A 21,896-nucleotide genomic window follows, 5' to 3' on the forward strand; every position below is an offset into this window, starting at 1 on the left:
GTAGGCTACGCCATGTATTTGGCGTAACCTACTTTTAAATTCACTATTATTTGCTTACTGGTGGCACTGTTTCAGGTGTGCTTAAATCGATTTCCTTCGCATTGTCTAGCACATCTTTTGGAATTGTAATTGTCGTCACTGCATTGAAATCATGATATTTGATACTCATTTGCTGTTTTGTTTTAATCGTATTGCCTTCTACTTTCATGCTTAATGACATATCCATAGCAATCTCTTCAACATTAAATGTCTTTTTATTAATCACTAATTTGTAAGTAAGGCTATCAAAAGACATATTGCCTAATTGTCCATCCAAATCAGCATCCATTCCTAAATCCATGGCACCAATTTGCTGCTTCACCAACTCTGTGAATTTATCACCAGAACCTTTCAAGGTTAATTCATAACGGTCTGCTGTTTCCTTTAAAGTGAAATCCTCAGCAAATGATTGAAGCATCTCTAATTGTTCCGCTGCATCTGGCTGCATGCCTGTTTGACTGAGAACATCTTCAAATAATTGTTTCGGGAATTTTACCCAAGCCTTCTGCTCTGCCTCATACATATACATACCATCTTTAGCCGTCATATACATTTTAATTGGCAAATTAATCGCTTCACCGCTTGTTGGCTCTGTTAATGACATCGTACCATCTGCAAAGAATTGCATCGGTTCTGTAACAATCTCCATCTTCATATTGCCTTTAGAATCCATTTTCATGGTTTCCTGACCATCTTTTGCTTCTACTGACTGCGACATTGTCATTGTAGCCTTCATGCTTTTTAATTCTTTTTGCTTAGCTAATGCTTTCGTGAACACTTCTTCTAGTAAAGCATGATCGTTTGCTTCAGGCTTTTCTTCCGTTACCGGCTCCTTATCTTCCCCAGTTGAAGGCTGTTCTAAGCCTAAGGCGTTAACAATAAATGTCGCTAACTGACCACGCGTTACATTTTTATCCACCCCGAATTCTGTTGCCGTCACGCCCTTCGCAATTCCTGCTTCATGCAATGCCGTTACAGCATCTGCAAATGGACTAGTTTGAGGTACATCCGTAAATGGACTTTTTCCTTCTGCTGTTAAGCCTGTTGCCTGTGCCACCATAACCGCCATCTGTCCACGCGTAATCGTCTCATCAGGTCTGAAAGTATCATCCTCATAGCCATTTACAACACCTAAATTAACCAATGTAACAATCGCCTTATAGTATGGACTAGTTGAATCGACATCCTTGAAATTCGGATTTTCTACATCCGTTGTTGTAAGATCGAAAGCCACCGCAATCATCTTCACTGCTTGTCCGCGTGTTACATCCTGTGTTGGTTTAAATGTTCCATCCGGAAAACCATTAATTATATCAGCTGCATATAATGTTGAAATACTTTTATAATGTGCATAATCTTCACTTACATCTTTAAATGGACTAGCTGCCGATGCAGGTACAACAGCAACCGCCGTAATGGCCACCGCCGAAGTTGCCGCCATAAAAAACTTACTTTTTTTCTTTGTCATGATAACTCTTCCCCCATTTATGTAAAAATTTAAAGGCTTACCCTTTAATTTTATATAAACATTTGGGAAAATGCTATGTATTTGGAAATTTTCAAGCTTATTGGTTTTTCTCTCTGTCACATTTAGGGCTTTTTCCGTCACTTTTGCCCCGCTATCCGTCACTTTCTCCGTTTTATCCGTCACTTTGGCTGTTCTCTCCTTTTCTCTCCATGACTTCATAAGGATTTCATGAGCAAACAAAAAAGCCGACCTCCTAAGAGATCGGCTTGTGAATGTTATGATTACTCAGCAGCTTTTGCGCGTAGAACCATTTGTAGGATACCACCATGACGGTAGTAGTCTACTTCTACTTCTGAGTCGAAACGAGCTAAAGCTTGGAAAGTTTTAACTGTGCCGTCTTCAGATTTAGCAGTTACTGTTAAGATTTCACGTGGTTTCACGTTATCAGTAATGTTTACAGAGATTTCTTCTTTACCAGTTAAGCCTAGAGTTTCAGCAGATTCACCTGGCATGAATTGAAGTGGAAGAACACCCATCATTACTAAGTTAGAACGGTGGATACGCTCGTAAGATTGTGCGATAACAGTTTTCACGCCAAGTAGGAATGTACCTTTCGCAGCCCAGTCACGAGAAGAACCCATACCGTAGTCGTTACCAGCAAGTACGACTAAGCCAGTACCTTGCTCTTGGTATTTCATACATGCGTCATAGATGTACTCTACGTCGCCTGTTGGCCAGTAAGTAGTGAATCCACCTTCTGTACCTGGAGCAACTTGGTTACGGATACGGATGTTTGCAAATGTACCACGCATCATTACTTCGTGGTTACCACGACGAGAACCGTAAGAGTTGAAGTCACGGATAGCAACACCGTTTTCAATTAAATATTTACCTGCAGGTGTATCTTTACCGATGGCACCAGCTGGAGAAATATGGTCAGTTGTGATTGAGTCACCGAACTTCGCCATAATGCGTAAGCCGTCTAAGCCTTTGATAGCTTCTGGCTCTTTTGCAAGACCTTGGAAGAATGGTGGGTTTTGGATGTAAGTTGATTTATCATCAAATGTATATAGAGACTCAGTTGATGTTTCAATTGCATTCCATTTTTCGTTCGCTGTGAATACAGTTTCGTATTCTTTTTGGAATAATTCACGGTTAACTACAGTACCTAATACTGCGTTAACTTCTTCAGTTGAAGGCCAGATATCAGCGAAGAATACTTCGTTGCCATCTTTGTCTTTACCAAATGAATCTTTTTGTAGGTCAACATCCACTGTACCAGCAAGTGCATAAGCAACAACAAGTGGTGGAGAAGCTAAGTAGTTAGCTTTTACAAGTGGGTGTACACGACCTTCGAAGTTACGGTTACCAGAAAGAACTGATGTTACGAATAAGTCATTTTCTTTAATTGCATCTTCGATTTCAGGTAATAATGGACCTGAGTTACCGATACATGTTGTACAACCGTAACCTACAGTGTTGAAACCGATTTGGTCAAGGTAAGTTTGTAAACCTGAATCTTCAAGGTAACCAGTTACAACTTTAGAACCTGGTGCTAAAGAAGTTTTAACCCATTTAGGTACTGTTAGACCTTTTTCTACAGCTTTTTTCGCTACTAAGCCCGCAGCAATTAATACGTATGGATTAGATGTATTTGTACAAGAAGTGATCGCAGCGATTGCAACAGCACCTGTTGGAATTTCTACATCGCCTTCAGCGAATTTTGCTACAGATGTTTTTGCGAATTCATCTTCTGTTAAACCGAAACCTTGTGTACCTTGTGGTGCCACTACTGCTTCTTTGTAACGAGAACGCATTTGAGATAGTGGAATTAAGTCTTGTGGACGTTTTGGACCAGAAAGGTTTGGTTCGATTTCAGCTAAGTTTACTTCTAATACATCAGTGTAAACTGGCTCTAAAGTTGGATCGAAGAACATGTGGTTAGACTTTAAGTAAGATTCTACAACCGCGATGTGCTCTTCGTCACGACCAGTTAAACGCATGTAGTTTAATGATTCTTCGTCAATTGCGAAGTAACCACATGTAGCACCATATTCAGGAGCCATGTTAGAGATTGTCGCACGGTCAGCTAGTGGTAATTTAGATACGCCAGGTCCGAAGAACTCAACGAATTTACCAACTACGCCACGTTGACGTAATACTTGTGTTACTTTTAATGCTAAGTCAGTAGCAGTAGTTCCGTTTGGAAGGTCGCCCACTAATTTAACACCGATAACTTCTGGAATTGGGAAGTATGAAGGTTGACCAAGCATACCTGCTTCAGCTTCGATACCACCTACGCCCCATCCAAGAACGCCAATTCCGTTGATCATAGTTGTATGAGAGTCAGTACCTACTACTGAATCTGGGAATGTTTCGAATGTGCCATCAGCATTTTCGTTTACGTGTACAACTGGAGCTAAGTACTCTAAGTTTACTTGGTGAACGATACCTGTTGCTGGTGGTACAGCACGGAAGTTATTGTAAGCAGTTTGAGCCCATTTTAAGAAGTTATAACGCTCAGCGTTACGTTCAAACTCTAGGTCCATGTTTGCTTGTAGTGCAGATGCATTACCGTATTTGTCAACTTGTACTGAGTGGTCAATTACAAGGTCAACTGGAATAGCAGGGTTGATTTTGCTTGGGTCGCCGCCCATTTCCTTCATTGCTGAACGAAGAGATGCAAGGTCAACAACTACTGGTACACCAGTAAAGTCTTGTAATACAACGCGAGAAGGCTTGAATGGTACTTCTGCTTCTGGATCAGCACCATTGCCCCATTTTGCTAATTCGTTTACGTGCTCTTCTTTAATTACATATGCATCATATTGACGTAAAACAGATTCTAATAAAACTTTAATTGAGTAAGGAAGGTTTGAAACTTTTGCAACGCCAGCTTTTTCAATCGCAGCTAAATCATAGTAATTGTAAGTTTTACCATTTACTTCGAATGATGCGCGGCTGTTGTGTAAATTACCTTGTGCCATTTGCGGATCCCCCTAAATATATCTTTTTGAAAAGGCTTTATAAAAGTGTAGCATCTTTTCTCCAATACCCATGATAACGCATTTATATTCATAAGTAAATTACATTAATATTATCTTTTTTGATAAGCATAACTTATGACCTTGGTTGCTATCCTGATGTTTTTATTTTTTTGATGTGCATAATATCAAGGTTTTGTTTTTATGAGTGTTTCTATACCTTTCTAACTAAGTGTATTTAAATGTATTTAACTGGGGCACTTTGTGGGGCACTTGCTGGGGTACTCGTAGTTTTTTTAAAAAAAGGTACCCCAGTTAGTAAAATGAAAATGTAAAAAAGTGTGGTCAGTACTTTTTTATATAATATAGAAGAAAAAATTTAAAGTGCTTAAAGTTAATATTATTTCTTTGCCACATCCTGTGGCATTTTTTTATGTACTGACAACATCCCACAATATCGATACAATTTTATTATTACAAATAACTAACAAGAGCGTAAATACATTTGGAGAAATTCTTTTTTAATTCAACACTTTTTATTTTTATTTCTCTATTACTTAGCGTGATGTGTAGACTCTTCCGAGAATAATACCTATAAATTTTACCAGGTACTGATTTTCATTTTAAAGCGTGATTTTTATTTTAATGACTGATTAATAATTTTTCTACTTGTTTTTTCTACTTGTGTTTTAAGAGCCATATTAGCATACCTGAGTACAACATCATTACCAGCTGTTGCAATTTGGACATCACTAAAATACTCGTCAATCTTCTCTATCCTTACTAACCTTATTTTGTCTTTTACCAATAATCTTTTTGAATGGTAATAATCTTGGGTTATGTCTTTTAGTAATTTTTCGAGGATGGGTAAATAAACTTTACTCATTTTCAAATTTTCAATTACTGAGAAATCACGTTGTAATGATTGAACTGCCATTTCTAGAATTAAAAATTTATGAAATAGTCGCCGTTGTTCAGGATTCAACATACAACTCCATCCCCTCAATAAGAACATTCGTTTGTATTTTGACAAGATAAAATTTCTGGAAATAAAAAATGCTATCGTATTTGATAACCTTTAAAATCTTTCTTTGAAATTTACAGCTATAATATTCTCATCTCTATGGACCATTCTGATTACGTTGTAACCCTGTTATTTTAAAAGGTATAGAGCTACATCATCTGTTAGTGCTTCATGTTCTTCGTGAGTTAAATGCAGGCTTGATAAACCTATAATTGGTACATTATCAGGCTTACGTTTGAATAAAAATTTTACTGGCCCTATTACTTCATAGCTCATAATCTTCACCCCTTATTATAGATGTTTCTACATTTTAGGTTAATTCCCTTCAATAAAATCGATGACCCACTTTTATTTCTATGTACAAAACATATCTAATTACCTAAAATGGAAATAGTAGTTAGATATATTGAGGTGAATAAAAATGAATACTTGTCCTAATTGTTTAGCCAGTAATCCTTTTAAGAAAGTATATAGAGATGGTTTAGTATTTGTGAAATGTGAATTTTGTAATACGATTTTTGAAGATACTTCAACGAGAAAAACTAGAGAATCTAGAGAATTATCAGGGAGTATACGAAACGAAGTCCAAAACAAAGCCCCAACCGAAACAGATTTTCTCTCGTTTGGAATGTTCACTGTGATGAAAAAAATAGCAATTGTCGTTGCACTTGCATTAGTAGTAGCTGTAGGAACATTTTATATATATACCAATATTATAGACTCAAGATATGAAAAAGAAGAATTCTTATATGGTTTTCCAGTACCAAAAGATGTGGAGATAAAATCTAAAGGCAAAATTGGTTCAGTAAGTTCATATATAATAACATGGGATAGAGTTTCTGGTAAAAGAATCCCAATCGATTATAAACTTATTATAATGAAGAATGGGTGGAAAATTAAAAAGGAAGGAGATTCCGAATTAGACGGAATTGCATACCATGCAGTTAAATATAAAAAAGGGGATGTTTTTGTTTCAATGGTTATCAGGGATCCTGATTCCTTAACTTTTACAGGAGTATCAGTTAATTGAAAATAATGTAGAAGAATAAAAATAAATATAGACCAAGAAAGCAATTATGAACTGCCCCCCGTCAAGTAGACAGTGGAAATAATAAAAATGTATTAAGCGGCTTGAGTCCTAAATTCTAACGGACTCAAGCCGCTTAATCGTTTCTGATAACGATAGTAATTATAAAAATGAATATAATCATCAATCGCTAGTTTTAACTCTTCATATGAATTGTACTTATCTAAATAATACTTCTCACACTTCAATGTGCCCCAAAATGATTCAATTGGTCCGTTATCAATACATCGACCAATACGGGACATACTCTGTGTCATATTGGCAGTTTCCACAATTCGCTTAAATTCCTTCGATGTATATTGAAAACCTCGATCACTATGTATTAATGACTGTTCGCCTGATTGTAATGATTGAATAGCTGATTTGATTGTTTTGAAAACAAGGGAATTATTATTCGAATGACCGAACACATAACTCACAATTGAACCATCATATAAATCGATAATTGCACTTAAATAAGCTTTTTTCCCATTTCCATACTTAAACTCTGTGACATCTGTACACCATTTTTCATTTGGCTTTTTCGATGTAAATGCTCGATTTAATCCGTTCTCCGCCACATGATGTGCTGGGGATTTATGATAAGGCTTGCGCTTTCTACGAATAACAAACTTCAATCCACTAATCTGCATTAAACGATAAATACGCTTTTCGTTAACCATCGTTTGATTATTTTCTTTTCGCTGACGATTGATGGTCAACGTTGTACGACGATAGCCGTAAATACCATCTACTTGTTGGTAAAGGAGATGAATGTCCTTTAAAATTGCTTCATTTTCAACTTCTCTGTTAGAAGGCTTGCGACTTAGCCACTTATAGTAAGCTGCACGCGAAACATCAGCTATTTCACATAGTAAAAGAATCGAAAGTTCTTACTCTCTATGTAATTCTTGAATCGCTAAATAGCGTTGCTGTAGACGTACTTGGCTTAGCGATGCCTCCTTTCGATTTCCTCTAACTTTTTTAAAAATAAATTTTCTACACGTAAACGTTCATTTTCACGTTCAATACGTTGAATCTCTAATTTCAATTTCTCCTCAATGGTTAATTCGACTTCATCTTTTGTGCGACCACGACGATCACGTAATCCCTCTTCACCGTTCGTTTCAAATTTCTTCGTCCATTGATATACCTGTTGATACGAAACACCATAGGTGTGCGCTGCCAACTAATAATTTTTCTGGTGCTTCAAACAGTACTCGACAATCTCAATACGTTCTTCAAAAGTTGTCTTTCTTCCTTCTGTCATAGCTTGACTCATTCCTTTACCTGAATCTTTTATTTCACTATGACTAGTATACTTTTTTACCCAGCTTTTTAAAACGGAGGTACTGCTAATCTCGTATTTCGCCAACACCTCCATCTGTGAATAATTTCGTTGAATGTAGTCCTCCACAGCCGCTAATTTTAACTCTTTTGAATAGAACTTACATGAAGTAGCTTCTTGTAATCCTTCAGGTCCACCTGCCTCAAATTTCATTTTCCATCTATGAAAAGTTTGATGATCTATTGAAAACCTTTCACACAATTCATTGATAGAATAGTGACCTTCTTCGAACAATTGAAGGATATGTAGTTTCAACTCGAGTGGATGTTTGCTTCGCCCCATAAAAAATACTCCCCTTAGATAAACAGATTTTATTTTTTCATCTGTCTACCTAATAGGGAGCGTATCAATTAAGCTATCTTGGTCTTTACATTTTAATTACTACGCTGTGCAATAATAATTATCAAGCCTTCAAAATCACCACTCGTCATAGTACCATTTTCGAATTTAACTAACCAAGATTTATCAATCAAACCCTTATCGACTGCTTGTTGAATATAATCTTATTATTGCCAACCATATACGAAATTTCATTTTCTGCTGGTGCATCATTAGCTGTATTGTGTACGGTAATGAACTGTGGTGCCATGGTATATGGAGCCTTTAATGAATACTTGTTTGAAGGTAAAAAAGTCTGTTTAAATACGTAGCTCATCTAACCTCACCCTCTCCTGTTTTATCCTTCACGATTGCTAAAATATTTTTAATGAAGTCAGGCATTGGCAAGCCCATCTTTGTTCCGTTTTCTGTAATTGAAATGAATTCTAGTACACAAAATGCTATAGCTGCCCCATCCCCTGCATACTCGATGCCAGGAATTACAACGGATAATAAGTAAACTGAGCCAACTAGCATTAAGTAATAAATTTTTCGAATGATACCGTTGAAGCCTGTACGACTGTTTAAATTTTGATTAACGATACCACCCATAATTCCTGTAAGGTAATCAATAGCCATAATGCCAATCAAAACAGTAACTGCCATTCCTAGACCATCCACTGAATATGAAATGATAGTGCCTATTGTTCCACTTACTACAGCAATCCATTTTTCCATATGAACACTTCCCTTTTCCCAATATAAAAGCCCTCCACAGATAGTTGTGGAAGGCAAAACAAAAGACACTCAATATGAGCGTCCTTTGTAAAATTTATTTCTTTGTAATACTCAATGAAGTAACCTTAGTCGGATCACCAGGAGTTAAAATAGCTACACCCAAAAGATTATATAATTGCAAACTTAAAGTATCACCAGCGTTTAAGTTTACTGTAGCTTTTTTAGTTAAATGATCCATAGCTGTTACTGGTACTATCACACTATCTGGCAGTTCAGTGCCATTTAATATTATTCTAGAATTTACCAATAAAGGTGTCGTGAGATAAACATGATACTCAAGTTCATAAGTTCCTGATTGTTGAACTGTAAAAGTAGTACTTCCTCCATTTACATTCACATTATTTAACTGTTGATCGTTAGGTAATGGGATATCTGTTCCACTCAATATCACAGCAATTACTGACCCACTTGTGTTTTTGGCAGAGTTTAAAACTGTACTATTCTCGTCTTATCCTTCTCTATCTCTAAGTTTTATAACGAGCCTTCACCGTACGAGCGACTTTCATCGCATACGGCGATCCGTCAGAAGTAGATATTATAACTTATTTCCCCTACTTTTAATTATATGCATAAATCAAAGAAAAAATATTGAGGAATGTTAATAGTTCTACAAAAATGTTAATGGTTTAGATTAATTTATAAAAAATAACGCTAGCTTATGCTGCGTTTTCTTAACTTCGTTATCGAGTAATGCTTGTACATCTTCACGCCATAATAATGGCACTTGGTCAACTGTTCTCAAATTCATTTTAATTAAATCCCAATATAATTTAGCCAATGGGAGATACAATTTAATCCGTTATGGAATGTGGATGCTAAAACTGATGCTGAAATTCGTAAGCTAGTTGCTGAAACAGATCAGATTTATTTACTTAATAACATCATAACGGCTGATGAAATGGAGGAATTGTTGATACATAATCATACAGCACAAACAATTATTCAAGTAATGCAAATCTTTAACGTAGAGTACGATTTTGCTTATAGAAGATTAACACAATATAACAGTAATCATAATATGCAGAGGTTGCATAATATGTCATTTTTAAATATGAGATGAGGACAGTTCATAAGTGAGTTTAATATGGCTTATCTGCTTAATAGTTACTGTGAAAGGAGTGATGTTCTAATTGTCCTTAAACTCTAATTTATGTACCTGTCCGTGTCAGTTAGATAGGAAGTGGACAATATGGTTAGAAAGAAACTTAATAGTACTAAAAAGGAAAATATTTATTGGTATTATGATACAAATAAGAAAAAGAAATATGCCTTCCGTTACAAATTTTATGATCATACTGGTGTACGTAGAGAAAAAACAAGACAGAATTTTAGCACAAGCACAGAGGCTGAAAAAGCATAGCCCCTCCCCAACCCTTGATAATCAAGGATTCTATAAAAAAAAACTATAAGCATAACTTATGACCTTGGTTGCTATCCTGATGTTTTTAATTTTTTGATGTGCATAATAAAAAGGGTTTGTTTTTAAAAGGGTTTCTATACCTATCTAACTAAGTGTATTTTAACTAGGGCACTTTTTGGGGTACTCGTAGTTTTTTTAAAAAAAGGTACCCAGATAAATGATAATAAAAAAAGTTTGGACAGGAACTATTTTATTAAATAGAAGAAAAAATTTTATTTACAGTAACTTTTACTTATGGATTATTATTAACCCATTTATAATTGAAAATTAAAAATCATTAATACTAGTCACTCGATTGCCTGTTGATTATTCAAATGACTGATTAATAATTTTTCAACCTGAGTTTTCAAAGCCATATTAGCATATCTGAGTACCACATCATTACCAGCTATAGCTATATGAACGTCACTAATGATTGAACTGCCATTTTTAGAATTAAAGATTTATGAAATAGTCGCCTTTGCTCAGGATTCAACATACAACTCCATCCTCTCAATAAGAACTTTCGTTTGCTTTTTATAGTACGAGTGTTTATATTTTGAGAAGTATTTTTTGTGGAAATAATTACATATATGAAATAGAGCAATACATTGTTAAGATATTATAGCTCAACATTCTATGCGAAATTCCCAAAATTGATATTGAGGTGATTTTTAAATGACGTTCGCATCGTTTGGACTATTATGTATACCCATTTTTTATCTTTATCAAATTATCTTTTACTTCTTTTTCAGAAAAAAAGAACCTAAAGAATCCACCTTAAAGTATTACAAATTTACCTGCGTGACCAATTTCTTGATTTTAAGTGCGACTAGTCCATTAGGGCTTTTTATCGGTGTTATGGCAACTGATAGCGGAGAAATCCCTATGGTTTCATTCATTTTAGGATTTTTATTCATCACTGGTTTACCATTACTTTTCTTCATTTGGTCACTTAAAGATTTTCTGGTTTTACATAAAGAAGTAAGATAGGCAGTAAATAAAAACATAAAAATGCCCATTACCAATTTAGATAACGGGCATTTACTTACATTATCAAATTGTTTTAGCCATTGTTATATTCGTAATTTCATAACCCATTTTTTCATATAACCCACGAGCTATTTTATTATGACCAAAAACGTTTAAACCAATTTTATTCATACCTAACTGTTTAGCAATAATTTCAGCTTCTTTCATTGCTTTCTTGCCATACCCTTGCCCTTGATATTGTTCAAAAATCACAAAATCATAAATAAAACCTTCATTAGGGGTTTTTTGCGAAATCCAAATCATTCCAACTAAAATATCGTCATGAAAGATAGACGATAAATGATTATTTTCGGTCTTCTCACCATTGGGTAGTAGTCGTTCAAATGATTCCCTCGACAAGTCAATCGCTTCATCTTCACTCCAATTTCCGGAAGCAATTTTGTCTTTTGCATAGTCTTCAATTGCATAACTAATATATTGTTTGAACTCTTCGTGGTTCATAGGTTTTAAAGAAATCACTTTATTTCCCTCCTAATCTATCCTTTAATCTTAACATTTTTTCAAGCTTTCCGTAATTACACTTATAATTAGTTTTTAGCACAACTCGGCACAGTGCATTGCTTTAGGTCTTGTTGTATAAAAATAGCCCTCCACAGATGAATGTGAAAGGCATAAAAAGGACACGTCAATCTGACGCATCCTTAACAAAAATTAATTTTATTACTACGGTTTATGTCCACTATTAAACAGTCTTCATTAATTTAAACACAGTCACTTTTTGATGGTCAACTAGTGGAACATGAACTTTATTTTGCAAGACTTTTAACATCTTTTCATTTTCTCCATCTACTACAAATGTAAGATACTTCATTTGTGTTCTCTTTAATTGTATCGATATAGCGTGCCAAAACAATGATAAGCTTCTTCCCAATGATTGATATCTTTCTTTAACAAAAAGATTATCATACATCAGCAATTGATTGGTAGATGGTAACACAACACACCAGCCTATTAACTCATTATGTCGGCGTAAAATCAAGCTATTATCTGCTATTGTTTCATAACAAAGTGGATGGTATCTAGTTGGAAACCAAACATTTTCACCTTTTCGAATAAAATCAACCTCTTGTGGTGTTAACTCTTGAATTGAATGAACAGTAAATCCTTCTTTTAAATGATTGCGACTAAAGATTGGCAGGTCTTTGGTTTTCAAAGCATCCAGTATAAAAACATGCTGGGATATTTCCTTCTTCCATTTACCTGCAGTTACCTCATTGTCTTTAGAAAATTGCACTTCAGATACTTGGACATAGATATCCTTATTACTTGTTCCATATTCAGCTGCAAAATGAGCTAACAGTTCTACTAGGTGTGAACTACCTACTTTAGTAGTAACGACAATATTTAATGAATTTTCTTGTTCATCAATTAACCATTCTTGTTCAATATTCTGTTGATATTTCACCTTATTCTACCACTGGTGTCACAGATTGTGATTCAACCTCTACACCATTTACACCTTTTAAGGATCCCTTAGTGTATTTTACTGAAGCCACTGTAGTTTTTGGTGTAAACTCTACAGTAATAAACTCATCATTTATTTGTTCTGGTGTAGATGGTAGGTTTGGGCGTAAAGTATTAAATGAAGAACCCATAAAATATTGGCTTGAAATATCTCCAAATTGAAATTCCCCTGCCACTACAGTCGAATCTTGAACAGGCTGTGAAAACTTTATTTCTGCCTTAGTGTACAAATTGTTAATATCCTTATAGATATAAATACTTGTTATTTGTGGAGCTACATTGCTATTCTCGCCTTATCCTTCTCTGTCTCTATGTTTTATAACGAGCCTTCACCGCACGGGCGACTTTCATCGCATACGGCGATCCGTCAGCAGTAAATATAGTACTTATTTCCCCACTACTAATTATATAAATAAATCTATGAAAATATACTGATGAATGTTAATAGTTCTTCAAAAATGTTAATGGTTTAGATTAATGCATAATGCTACGACTACTTGTTTTCGTTATCGAATAATGTTTGTACAGCCTCCCGCCACAACATTCATTATATTACCTCTTTAGTTGCTATTAATTCCGCCAATTCTGCAATAGCTAATTAATTTTCTATTTTTTCTTGTTGTTATGCCTCTGCTGATTCAGCTAATGCAAGCTTTTGTGCATAGCCCTAATAGGTTGACTCAAACGATCTTCAATTAGTATCGCAGTGTGAATTGTTGCCATGATCTCACCTTTTTTTGGCATAAATAAAAAGAACACCATAAAATCACTGTTTTGGTGTTCTTGAGTTGCAAATTATAAAATGCCTTTATTTTTTAAATCTTCTCGATTAATGTAAGTATCTCCATTAAAAATTTTAAATCGTATTCCGTTAAAAGTAGTTTCAATATCTTTTTCATTATCCAGATAATCTATGGGCATATCTGGAACTTCGTATATTACTTTTTCAACAGTGCCAGTAAGAGGGCTAATTATTGAGAAAGCCATTATTAAAACGGTTTTATCCCCTACTCGTTTTGCATGTGCAGAGAAATCCATTCCCTCTGAATTCATATGAAACTCTTTCAATGAAATCCATTCATTGGGTTCTATGTTTTCTAAATCTATATCATTAAATGGATCTCTATCCATAATATTAATACCTTCTTTAACTTCTAGATATCTATCAACTATTCTAGTGGCTTCTTGTGAATATAAACCTTGGGTAAACCAATCCTGGTATGTTTCACCGAATGTTTTTGCTAACCAATTTTGATTTATTATACCGTCATTCTGCCCCAACAAACGCTCTAGCGTAGTAATATCTGAGAAAAAACTATATAGTTGACTTCTTGTATGAGTATAAGTTTTCCCATCGTATATCCAACTGATTTTCTCTTTCAAATCTTTCAGCTTTAAATCTTCATAGGTAACACTATAAGAAGAAGAGTTTCCAGTATAGTAAATAGAATAATGATTTTCATATGGATAACCAATTAACTTTTTATAATCAGAATATTTTCCTGTTCCATTGACTTCATAAATTTTTCCGAAATCAATACTATTTATATCTATGATAGTATCAAACTGAGTTGAAATGTTTGCTTGTTTGTCAATTATAGCTATATCTGTATCGATTAAAATGCTCTGGGTGGCACTATCCCATATAACATCGTGCCCAAAATATTCAGTTATAAAGCGTAAAGGCACATAAGTACGATTCGATATTACTTGTGCAGGCGTGATTAAGTTTACAACCTTAGCATCAACTAATGCACTATTTTTCCCAATTTCTAAAATTATTTTATGGCCATCTTTAACAATTTCCACCTGTTGTTTTGATTGATTCCATTTTGTTTCGCCTTTTAAAGCGGTATTGATAGCACGTATCGGAACTAATGTACTACCATTAACAACTTTTGGTTGCACGTCCATTTCCACTTTTTTATTTTGGTAAAATACGTCGATTGCGAAAGCTGTAGTAGATATATTCAGTGTTATAACTACAGTGAATATAAGTATTAAAATTCTTTTCATAATACCCCTCCTTATACACAAATATACATAATAAGAAGAGATTACTCTATAGCTATCTAGCATAATTATCTAATTTTTAACTTTTCTTACCTTTTCGAGATCCACGTTTCACTTCGCGTCCCTGCTTTTTGTCATCTTCAATTTTGACTTACAGTGACCCGATGACACATGCTTTATCAGCCATTGATAGGGTACATTAGCCTGAATGACAAACGTGATATTGTTACCTTGTACGCCCTTGTATTTGGCTGTAGCGAAGTCGTTAGTAGCTGCCACAGCATTGAAAGGCATGTACAAATGAAACCCAATTATTATATTCCTCACTCCAGTATCGTTTACTAAGCTCTTGGGTACTCTTTAAATCGCTGAAAAATCCACGATCATGATGATGTTATCTTCTTTGATTTTCCACTCTACCCCAAATAATTCACCTGTATAGATGACTTCTTTTTACGGCACTCTCCTCATATTGTTTGTGGATTTTGAATTGTTAGAAGGTAATTTTAAATAACGCCCCAACGTAAACCATGCATAACAAAATCACCAACAAAAAAATATCTTTTGCAACCTTATTTAAAGTTTGAGCAATCTGTAAAGCTAATTTAATACCAGGTTTTTGTCCATGAAGTTCACTATTTGTAATCGTTTGACGTGTTGTACCAGATCTTCGAGCCAGTTCTGAAACTGACATCCCTGTTTTCATCCTTATATCCCTTAGTTTGTTAACCAAGAATAACACCTACTGTGCACTTGGTGTAATACAAGGTTTACTTAATTGTCAACAATGATTAACATTTATTTTAGTTAAATTAAATACATAAATTATTTAAAGTATTGTAAAGTATGTATTACAGGTGGTGATTACATGAAAACACACTAGGTGAATTACTGAATGAATTAAGAGGTAGTGAGTCTTTACGAAACGCCAGTAAACGTATTGGTATTAGTCATACATACTTAGACACTATCGAAAAAGGATTTAATAGACGTTCAGGAAAACATGTAAACCCTACCCCTGAAACACTGAAACTTTTATCAAAAGCATACAATTAGGACTATAAAGAGTTAATAGTTAAGGCTGGTTACCTAGAACCAAATTCTACAGACGAAACCCAAACCGAAAATGACGAAGCAGAGTTCCAGGCTTTCGCAAACAATCCTACTCTTGAAAAATGGTACAAGGAGCTACCGAAATCAAAGAAGAGGACTTAGAAAAACTACGTAAGCTGTGGGAATTTTGAAGGATAAAGGGGAATTGTAATCGTTATTTGGAGAGAAACAAATAATCGATTTTTAATTAAAACTAAAAGTAACATAATAATAACTATGAAAAGGACATGTTATAAACATGTCTTTTAATAGCACCACTATTGGGAAATTTACTTATTTATGTTTATATACTATTCTTTTACCTAATCATTTCAGGAAAATAAATACGAGGTGACAAAATGAGCTTTTTCAAAAAAATAATGGGGACATTTGAAAATACTCCAGAAAGACAAGCTGTTATAGATGCAAAAGAACGTACAAAACAAGAGGATATCCAACAGCGAGAGAAATATGTGGGGACTAGTTTATATAGAGGGATGAAGTACACCTTTTATAAGCCAGCAATCGATTATTTCGAAAACACTGTGCAATTGGCCAATGAAATTGTACTCTCCTCTTTACCAGCTGAATACGATTTTGGAAATTTAGAAAAAAAAGGTCTTTTGATAGCAACAAATATGCGAGTGGTTTTTGTTACAAAAATTGGTAATCTCCAATTATATACACCATTTAACTATAAATATATGGAAGGAGTTTTACTTGCCTCTGATGGTATTGCTCAAAAAGAATTGACAATCCTCACTCCTGCTTTACGTGCAACATTTGATGATATTTTAAATGATGATCGTTTAAACAAGTTTATAGATGTTGTGCAAAAACAAATGCAAGATAGCAAAGATAACCCTCGTATGACTAATGATAAAAAGAAATTATCAACCTCAGCAGATCCATATAGTGACTTAGAAAAAATTGCGAATTTACGAGATAAAGGGATTTTAACTGAAGAAGAATTTTTAGAAGAAAAGAAAAAAATTTTAGGCTAATTCAATATGGCATGTGGAAGATAATAATCAATACTCCATTTCATTTACAAATATTTAGTAAAATTATTAAAAATATTTGAGAGCTAGGTATTATTGACTACTGATATAAAAAATGGATTTAATCCAATGAGAAATTTTTATTCCGAAGTTTGCGACTTGTATTATTTCAACACAAAGGGAGAGAGTGTTCAAATGAATCTAAAAGAAACTATAGAATTATTAAACAACGTGATATCAGAAAATAGTGAACTAATTAAAAACGAAGAATCTACAAAACAATTTCTTGTTTTACCATTGCTTAAAGGGTTAGGTTACGATACCTATAGCCCCCAAGAAGTCACTCCAGAATTCACAGCTGATTTTCATAAAAAAAATGAAAAAGTGGACTATGCTATTTCAATCAATGGGCAACCTCGAATTTTTATTGAGGCAAAATCGATCAATATGAAAATTAATAAAAGCGCCCCACAATTAAGTAGATATTTCAGCACATTCCCTAGTGTGAAATTAGGTATCCTAACAAATGGAATTGAGTATCACTTTTTTACTGATTTAAATAACTCAAATATAATGGATTCTAAGCCCTTTTTTATCTTCAATATTATAAATCATAATGAAGAAGATTTTGAAAATCTGATTAAGTTTTCTAAAAATTTATATGATGAAGAAACAGTAAAAATCCTCGCTGAATCGTTAATATATTTTCAATCATTTAAATCTGTAATAAAAGAAATTTTTGAATCCCCAAATGATGATTTTATCAAATTTGTTATTAAAGAACGGTTTAAATTTAAGGTAACTCAACAGTTTATTAACACCTCTCGCCCTTTAATAGTGAAGAGTATTCAAGAGGCAATATCTGAAGTAATTAGTGAAAAATTTAATATAGATACATCACGATCTTCTCAAGAGATTGCTGTTACTAGCATAGAAGATGTTACAAAAGAAGAGAAAAAAGTTTACTTCACTCAGGATGAAATTGACTCACTAGGGAAATTTGAAGAATTTGAGGGAGTCACGATTGTATTACCCAATCCAGACTCTTACATAAAATTACTAAAGTTAACATCTGAAGAATACTCAGTTGAAAAAGGTAATCCATTAAGTGATTTCTTTATTTCTTCGGTTGTAACACAGGGTTCTACAATTGTGGGGTATTTAGTTGGTCAGTATGTTAATCAAAAGGAAGATATAAAACTATATACAGTTAAATCAAACGAAATAGCAAAATTTTTGGATGAAAACCCTATTCTTAAAGAGACTGGTTTCATTAACGCCCGATTAGGTTCCCGATTTAATAAAAATAATAATGAGACTACGTACTTCTTAAAAAGTTGTCTAAATAATCTTTCATTTAGAGATATACCTAACCTTATTTCTAAAATTGAAGACACAGAGAAGTTTTTTTAGAAACATCAAGTAGTCGAATTCCTATATGACAACCTGAAAAAAAGTCGATGCTGAGTTCAAGGCTTTCGCCAACAACCAAGAGACTTTAATTGCAACAATTGCCAAATACCATTTATTCAATCATTAATCTCCAAGTAACCCCACTTCCCAAAAGTGGGGTTTTATTGTACTCTCAAACAAAACTTACGTTCTTAATTTCTTATTAGAGGTTGATTCACTTCCACTATACTCACCTTGAAGATTATGTCCAACAGTTTTACACTCGTTTGGACATTATGGACCCTGTCCTACTGAATTTTGAAGAAATAGCCTTTAGAATGGGCTTGAAATTTTTTATTGGTCAGATAAGAGTCAAGCCTTATTTATTGATGGTCGATATTATATTTTCCTTAATAAAAACCAATCGCCACAGCAACAATGGCAAAATTTTTGACATGAGCTTTCACATGCCCTATTTCATTCAGGCGATCAATTTCATATGTATCCCCTATTTCGTGAGTACTAGGAATTCAAGGCAAATAATTTTATGTACTACCTATCTAACTAAGTGTAATTAATTGGGACACTTTTTGATGTACATGTAGATTTTTCTAAAAAAAGTGCCCCAGTTTTGGACAGCTACCATTTTATATAGAAGGAAAAATTAATATTTTTTTATGTCACCTTCTGTGCTTTTATTCATTCCCTTTTTCACGACTTACAATAATTTCTATTTAGATAAAATTAAATCTTCCTCACCGTTTTGATTTCGGTAACTTTTACCAAAAAAGTTACTACACAATATCTTTCACTTGTTCATACTCAGTTCATTTTGTCGTCACTGTGAGTTCATCTTCGTCGGTTAGGCTTTCCTTAGGGCACTTAAAGGTAGCCCAAAACGATAGGAGACGAAATGCGTGAAAATACGAGAGGTGAAAAAATGGAATTGGACACAACAACAGAAAAAAAACCAGCTAATAAGATGAAAAAATTACTTATCATTTTACTTAAAATTTTAGCAGCAATAGTTATAATAATTGTCGTTTTTATAGCCATTGTTTTTGTGATTGATAAGATCAGTAGCAAATTAGAAGCAGCAAAAATAAAACCTTATGGTCAGTCTGTAACAGTAGATGGGAAAAATATGAATGTTTTGATTGAAGGACAAGGCGCAGAAACAGTCGTGCTACTGCCAGGTTTGGGAACAGGAACACCAGCACTTGATTTTAAGCCGCTAGTAGAAGAGTTATCGCCATTTTACAAAGTTGTAGTGATTGAGCCTTTCGGTTATGGATTAAGTGATATAACCGAAAAAGAACGGAGCACAGAAAATATTGTAAGTGAAATCCACGAAGCCTTACAGATTCTTAAAATTGACCGCTATATTCTAATGGGTCACTCCATTTCGGGCATTTACGCACTAGATTATGTGAATAAATATGAAAACGAAGTGAGTGCATTTGCCGGGATCGATAGCAGTGTTCCAAGGCAATATGGTGATAAGGTTGTTGAATCTCCGATACCTAATTCTGTAATTACACTACTCAAAGAATCAGGTCTAGGCAGATTGATAATGAAACTAAGTGCTGACCCATATGCTGCACTACCAGTTGATGATGAAACAAAAGAACAAATGAGAATTCTTTCTTACAAAAACTTTAGAAATCCAACTATTGTGAATGAAATAGAAAATAGATCTCCTAATTTTAAAGCAGCTGAAAATTTAACATTCCCAAAAAACCTGCCTGTTATTTTCTTTTTACAACCGAATAGTGCAGCGATTGAAGGATGGTCAACACTACATGAAGAGCAAGTAAAAGATTCTATACATGGAAAAGTGATGACATTTGAAGGAACACATTATTTACACCATACTCAATCAAAAGAAATCGCTGAAAACCTCAGGGTATTTATTGAAGAAGTAAAGCAAGACAGTAGATAATTTTTCCATGCTACGGCACCATGTACAAGCTTTCTTGCATGTGTGCTGTAGCATTTCTTTCATATATGCCTATTTATTATTCACACACTCTTAATTGGATTATTTTTCCTCCAATAATTATATTAATGACAATTTCATTTGCTTAGTAGTTCATCGTAAATGACCAAGTTTCAATGGTTTCCGTTACTTCACCCGCCTGTACAAAATCTTTCATGGAGCACATGGCCCCAAATCAAGCAATCATCTGTTTTACAATGTTATCCTTAATTCGTTTAATACTCGTTGCTGATAAAGCCATATGTTGGCCTATCCAACGTTGCGAATCGCCGTCTAACATCCAATTCAGTACTTGAACCTCTCTGTCGCCAGTAACTCGTTCAATAAGCATTTGTACCTCTAATAGCTTCTTCTCATACTCTGCAACATGCTTTATATTTTTCGAACGTCTAATAGCCTCTTGCATAATCGGATCGCCTACGCCACCTGCTGCCTTTGGTAGTGTAGCCTCAATACCATACTATGCCGTTTTTGCCCCTATAACCATTTCTGATCACATTTCTTTGATGGCGTTAACCATGTATTCTGTAATCATTGAATCTAATGCATCTGGTGTAATCGTTATTGTTCTTTTTTTAACATAGGTTTGCCCTCCTAAGTTGTGTTATAATGCTAATGACTAAGCCATTATTCAAAGGGCATATACCAATTCGAGCTGTAGCGTATGCAAACGCTGCGGCTTTTTCATGTTATAATTTACACGAAATACATAATAAGGTAAATAAATGGACATGTTTACAGGATTATCACTTGGTAGATATCTGCTATATTTCATTCCACCGATGTTATTGCTACCTGTTGTAATGATAGGATGTGCAGTAATTTATAAAATTCTATTGGGAAATATTTTGCCTAAGAAGTTTTATAATTTTTTACTTGGTCCAATTGCCCTGCTAGGATTCTTTATTTAGGCTATCCCAATCAATATGGGATTTTATGAGTTTTTTAGAGGTATATTTTAACCGCTCTTTTTCTATTCCAAAGGCAATTAACTATAAAACCCATATTATTTAAGCATATAAATAGTAGTGTTAAGCTAAACAAGTTTAACAAGAACCTCCTGAATTGTTACTTAGGGTCACTCACACTCAGTGACCCTTTTTTAGTTTCTTTACTCATATTGTTCATTAGTTTACTGTAGCGTGTGATGCTACAGCTTTTTTTATTTTTAAATTTATTTCACGGCAATTCACTATAAATATACAGCTATCTTGACATATTAATAGTAATGTGAAGCTAATTTAGCCTTACACATCCGAATCTTTTTACTAATGGTCACTTATATCCCAAGTGACCTTTTTTAGTTTCTTTACTCAAAAGTGCCCTATAGAATTGACTTCGGTCCAGATACAACATGGCTAATTATAAGTATTGAAGTAATAATTTTTACTATATCTTCACTCCACCTTACTAATTGTCCAATCATCTGTATTCGATA

19 protein-coding genes and 3 pseudogenes are annotated in these 21,896 nt (G+C 34.2%); 6 read left to right on the forward strand and 16 right to left on the reverse strand.

The features are described 5' to 3' along the window. Positions 1–46: 46 nt before the first annotated feature. The 4 genes from MKX57_RS12860 to MKX57_RS12875 form a co-directional block, all read right to left on the reverse strand. Positions 47–1,747 carry an S-layer homology domain-containing protein gene (locus MKX57_RS12860; protein ID WP_342550337.1) on the reverse strand — a complete coding sequence of 567 codons (1,701 nt, stop codon included), beginning with the start codon at positions 1,745–1,747 and terminating at the stop codon, positions 47–49. Positions 1,748–1,788: 41 nt separating this feature from the next. Next, entirely contained in the window at positions 1,789–4,494 is a 2,706-nt protein-coding gene (acnA, locus tag MKX57_RS12865; protein WP_008178676.1) for an aconitate hydratase AcnA, read from the reverse strand. A gap of 634 nt (positions 4,495–5,128) precedes the next feature. Beyond that, positions 5,129–5,479, reverse strand: coding sequence for an aconitate hydratase (locus tag MKX57_RS12870; protein ID WP_170844214.1), 351 nt, complete (start codon positions 5,477–5,479; stop codon positions 5,129–5,131). Between the two features lie 165 nt (positions 5,480–5,644). Next, positions 5,645–5,791 carry a hypothetical protein gene (locus tag MKX57_RS12875; protein ID WP_175445550.1) on the reverse strand — a complete coding sequence of 49 codons (147 nt, stop codon included), beginning with the start codon at positions 5,789–5,791 and terminating at the stop codon, positions 5,645–5,647. Between the two features lie 145 nt (positions 5,792–5,936). Between MKX57_RS12875 and MKX57_RS12880 the strand changes: the two genes are divergently transcribed. Then, entirely contained in the window at positions 5,937–6,545 is a 609-nt protein-coding gene (locus tag MKX57_RS12880) for a hypothetical protein (RefSeq protein WP_342550338.1), read from the forward strand. A 92-nt stretch (positions 6,546–6,637) separates the two neighbouring features. On the opposite strand, the pseudogene MKX57_RS12885 reads toward MKX57_RS12880, so the two are convergent. The 5 genes and pseudogenes from MKX57_RS12885 to MKX57_RS12905 form a co-directional block, all read right to left on the reverse strand. Then, a pseudogene (locus MKX57_RS12885) lies at positions 6,638–8,211 on the reverse strand (IS3 family transposase). Positions 8,212–8,398: 187 nt separating this feature from the next. After that, positions 8,399–8,584: a hypothetical protein gene (locus tag MKX57_RS12890; protein WP_272898257.1), complete on the reverse strand. Its 186-nt coding sequence runs from the start codon at positions 8,582–8,584 to the stop codon at positions 8,399–8,401. Then, positions 8,581–8,985: a phage holin family protein gene (locus MKX57_RS12895; protein ID WP_089987019.1), complete on the reverse strand. Its 405-nt coding sequence runs from the start codon at positions 8,983–8,985 to the stop codon at positions 8,581–8,583. Before MKX57_RS12895 ends, MKX57_RS12890 begins: the two co-directional genes overlap by 4 nt. A gap of 94 nt (positions 8,986–9,079) precedes the next feature. Continuing rightward, positions 9,080–9,457 (reverse strand): annotated as a pseudogene (locus MKX57_RS12900) (collagen-like triple helix repeat-containing protein); the annotation flags it as partial. 219 nt (positions 9,458–9,676) lie between these two features. Then, complete coding sequence (locus MKX57_RS12905; protein ID WP_307723801.1) at positions 9,677–9,835, reverse strand: CD1375 family protein; 159 nt, start codon at positions 9,833–9,835, stop codon at positions 9,677–9,679. Between the two features lie 18 nt (positions 9,836–9,853). On the opposite strand from MKX57_RS12905, the gene MKX57_RS12910 reads away from it, so the two are divergent. Both MKX57_RS12910 and MKX57_RS12915 read left to right on the forward strand, forming a co-directional pair. Beyond that, on the forward strand, positions 9,854–10,105 hold the full coding sequence (locus MKX57_RS12910; RefSeq protein WP_089987017.1) for a hypothetical protein: 252 nt from the start codon (positions 9,854–9,856) through the stop codon (positions 10,103–10,105). A gap of 129 nt (positions 10,106–10,234) precedes the next feature. Then, the gene (locus MKX57_RS12915; RefSeq protein WP_107922627.1) at positions 10,235–10,405 is read left to right on the forward strand and encodes an Arm DNA-binding domain-containing protein; all 171 of its coding nucleotides are present in this window, start codon (positions 10,235–10,237) and stop codon (positions 10,403–10,405) included. Between the two features lie 347 nt (positions 10,406–10,752). Here MKX57_RS12915 and MKX57_RS12920 read toward each other — a convergent pair. From MKX57_RS12920 to MKX57_RS12945, 6 genes and pseudogenes are all read right to left on the reverse strand, one after another. Next, positions 10,753–10,875 (reverse strand): annotated as a pseudogene (locus MKX57_RS12920) (aconitate hydratase); the annotation flags it as partial. A gap of 625 nt (positions 10,876–11,500) precedes the next feature. After that, complete coding sequence (locus MKX57_RS12925; RefSeq protein ID WP_090002718.1) at positions 11,501–11,956, reverse strand: GNAT family N-acetyltransferase; 456 nt, start codon at positions 11,954–11,956, stop codon at positions 11,501–11,503. Between the two features lie 223 nt (positions 11,957–12,179). Continuing rightward, a complete protein-coding gene (locus MKX57_RS12930; protein WP_090002719.1) occupies positions 12,180–12,902 on the reverse strand; it encodes a hypothetical protein in 723 nt (240 codons plus the stop codon). 1 nt (position 12,903) lies between these two features. Next, positions 12,904–13,191: a hypothetical protein gene (locus tag MKX57_RS12935; protein WP_342550339.1), complete on the reverse strand. Its 288-nt coding sequence runs from the start codon at positions 13,189–13,191 to the stop codon at positions 12,904–12,906. 565 nt (positions 13,192–13,756) lie between these two features. After that, positions 13,757–14,977 (reverse strand): stalk domain-containing protein, encoded by a 1,221-nt coding sequence (locus MKX57_RS12940; protein WP_342550340.1) that lies wholly within the window; start codon positions 14,975–14,977, stop codon positions 13,757–13,759. A 490-nt stretch (positions 14,978–15,467) separates the two neighbouring features. Beyond that, positions 15,468–15,716, reverse strand: a complete 249-nt coding sequence (locus tag MKX57_RS12945; protein WP_258954752.1) for a helix-turn-helix domain-containing protein — start codon at positions 15,714–15,716, stop codon at positions 15,468–15,470. 709 nt (positions 15,717–16,425) lie between these two features. Between MKX57_RS12945 and MKX57_RS12950 the strand changes: the two genes are divergently transcribed. The 3 genes from MKX57_RS12950 to MKX57_RS12960 all read left to right on the forward strand — a co-directional run bounded on the left by MKX57_RS12950 (position 16,426) and on the right by MKX57_RS12960 (position 20,401). Next, on the forward strand, positions 16,426–17,070 hold the full coding sequence (locus MKX57_RS12950) for an SHOCT domain-containing protein (protein WP_089987011.1): 645 nt from the start codon (positions 16,426–16,428) through the stop codon (positions 17,068–17,070). A gap of 192 nt (positions 17,071–17,262) precedes the next feature. Continuing rightward, entirely contained in the window at positions 17,263–18,480 is a 1,218-nt protein-coding gene (locus MKX57_RS12955; protein ID WP_090002753.1) for a type I restriction endonuclease, read from the forward strand. Positions 18,481–19,399: 919 nt separating this feature from the next. Next, positions 19,400–20,401 carry an alpha/beta hydrolase gene (locus MKX57_RS12960; RefSeq protein ID WP_043990514.1) on the forward strand — a complete coding sequence of 334 codons (1,002 nt, stop codon included), beginning with the start codon at positions 19,400–19,402 and terminating at the stop codon, positions 20,399–20,401. A gap of 232 nt (positions 20,402–20,633) precedes the next feature. On the opposite strand, the gene MKX57_RS12965 is transcribed toward MKX57_RS12960, so the two are convergent. After that, complete coding sequence (locus MKX57_RS12965; protein ID WP_258954751.1) at positions 20,634–20,864, reverse strand: LuxR C-terminal-related transcriptional regulator; 231 nt, start codon at positions 20,862–20,864, stop codon at positions 20,634–20,636. Between the last annotated feature and the right edge of the window lie 1,032 nt (positions 20,865–21,896).

It is taken from the genome of Lysinibacillus sp. FSL M8-0216 (assembly GCF_038595555.1).
Lineage (GTDB): Bacteria > Bacillota > Bacilli > Bacillales_A > Planococcaceae > Lysinibacillus > Lysinibacillus fusiformis.

Excerpts from the sequence above, each read along its gene's own strand:
- MKX57_RS12890 (WP_272898257.1), bottom strand. The coding sequence starts at position 8,584 with ATGAGCTACGTATTTAAACAGACTTTTTTACCTTCAAACAAGTATTCA.
- MKX57_RS12880 (WP_342550338.1), top strand. The coding sequence starts at position 5,937 with ATGAATACTTGTCCTAATTGTTTAGCCAGTAATCCTTTTAAGAAAGTA.
- MKX57_RS12875 (WP_175445550.1), bottom strand. The coding sequence starts at position 5,791 with ATGAGCTATGAAGTAATAGGGCCAGTAAAATTTTTATTCAAACGTAAG.
- MKX57_RS12870 (WP_170844214.1), bottom strand. The coding sequence starts at position 5,479 with ATGTTGAATCCTGAACAACGGCGACTATTTCATAAATTTTTAATTCTA.
- MKX57_RS12960 (WP_043990514.1), top strand. The coding sequence starts at position 19,400 with ATGGAATTGGACACAACAACAGAAAAAAAACCAGCTAATAAGATGAAA.
- MKX57_RS12950 (WP_089987011.1), top strand. The coding sequence starts at position 16,426 with ATGAGCTTTTTCAAAAAAATAATGGGGACATTTGAAAATACTCCAGAA.
- MKX57_RS12965 (WP_258954751.1), bottom strand. The coding sequence starts at position 20,864 with ATGCAAGAGGCTATTAGACGTTCGAAAAATATAAAGCATGTTGCAGAG.
- MKX57_RS12940 (WP_342550340.1), bottom strand. The coding sequence starts at position 14,977 with ATGAAAAGAATTTTAATACTTATATTCACTGTAGTTATAACACTGAAT.
- MKX57_RS12895 (WP_089987019.1), bottom strand. The coding sequence starts at position 8,985 with ATGGAAAAATGGATTGCTGTAGTAAGTGGAACAATAGGCACTATCATT.
- MKX57_RS12955 (WP_090002753.1), top strand. The coding sequence starts at position 17,263 with ATGAATCTAAAAGAAACTATAGAATTATTAAACAACGTGATATCAGAA.
- acnA (WP_008178676.1), bottom strand. The coding sequence starts at position 4,494 with ATGGCACAAGGTAATTTACACAACAGCCGCGCATCATTCGAAGTAAAT.
- MKX57_RS12915 (WP_107922627.1), top strand. The coding sequence starts at position 10,235 with ATGGTTAGAAAGAAACTTAATAGTACTAAAAAGGAAAATATTTATTGG.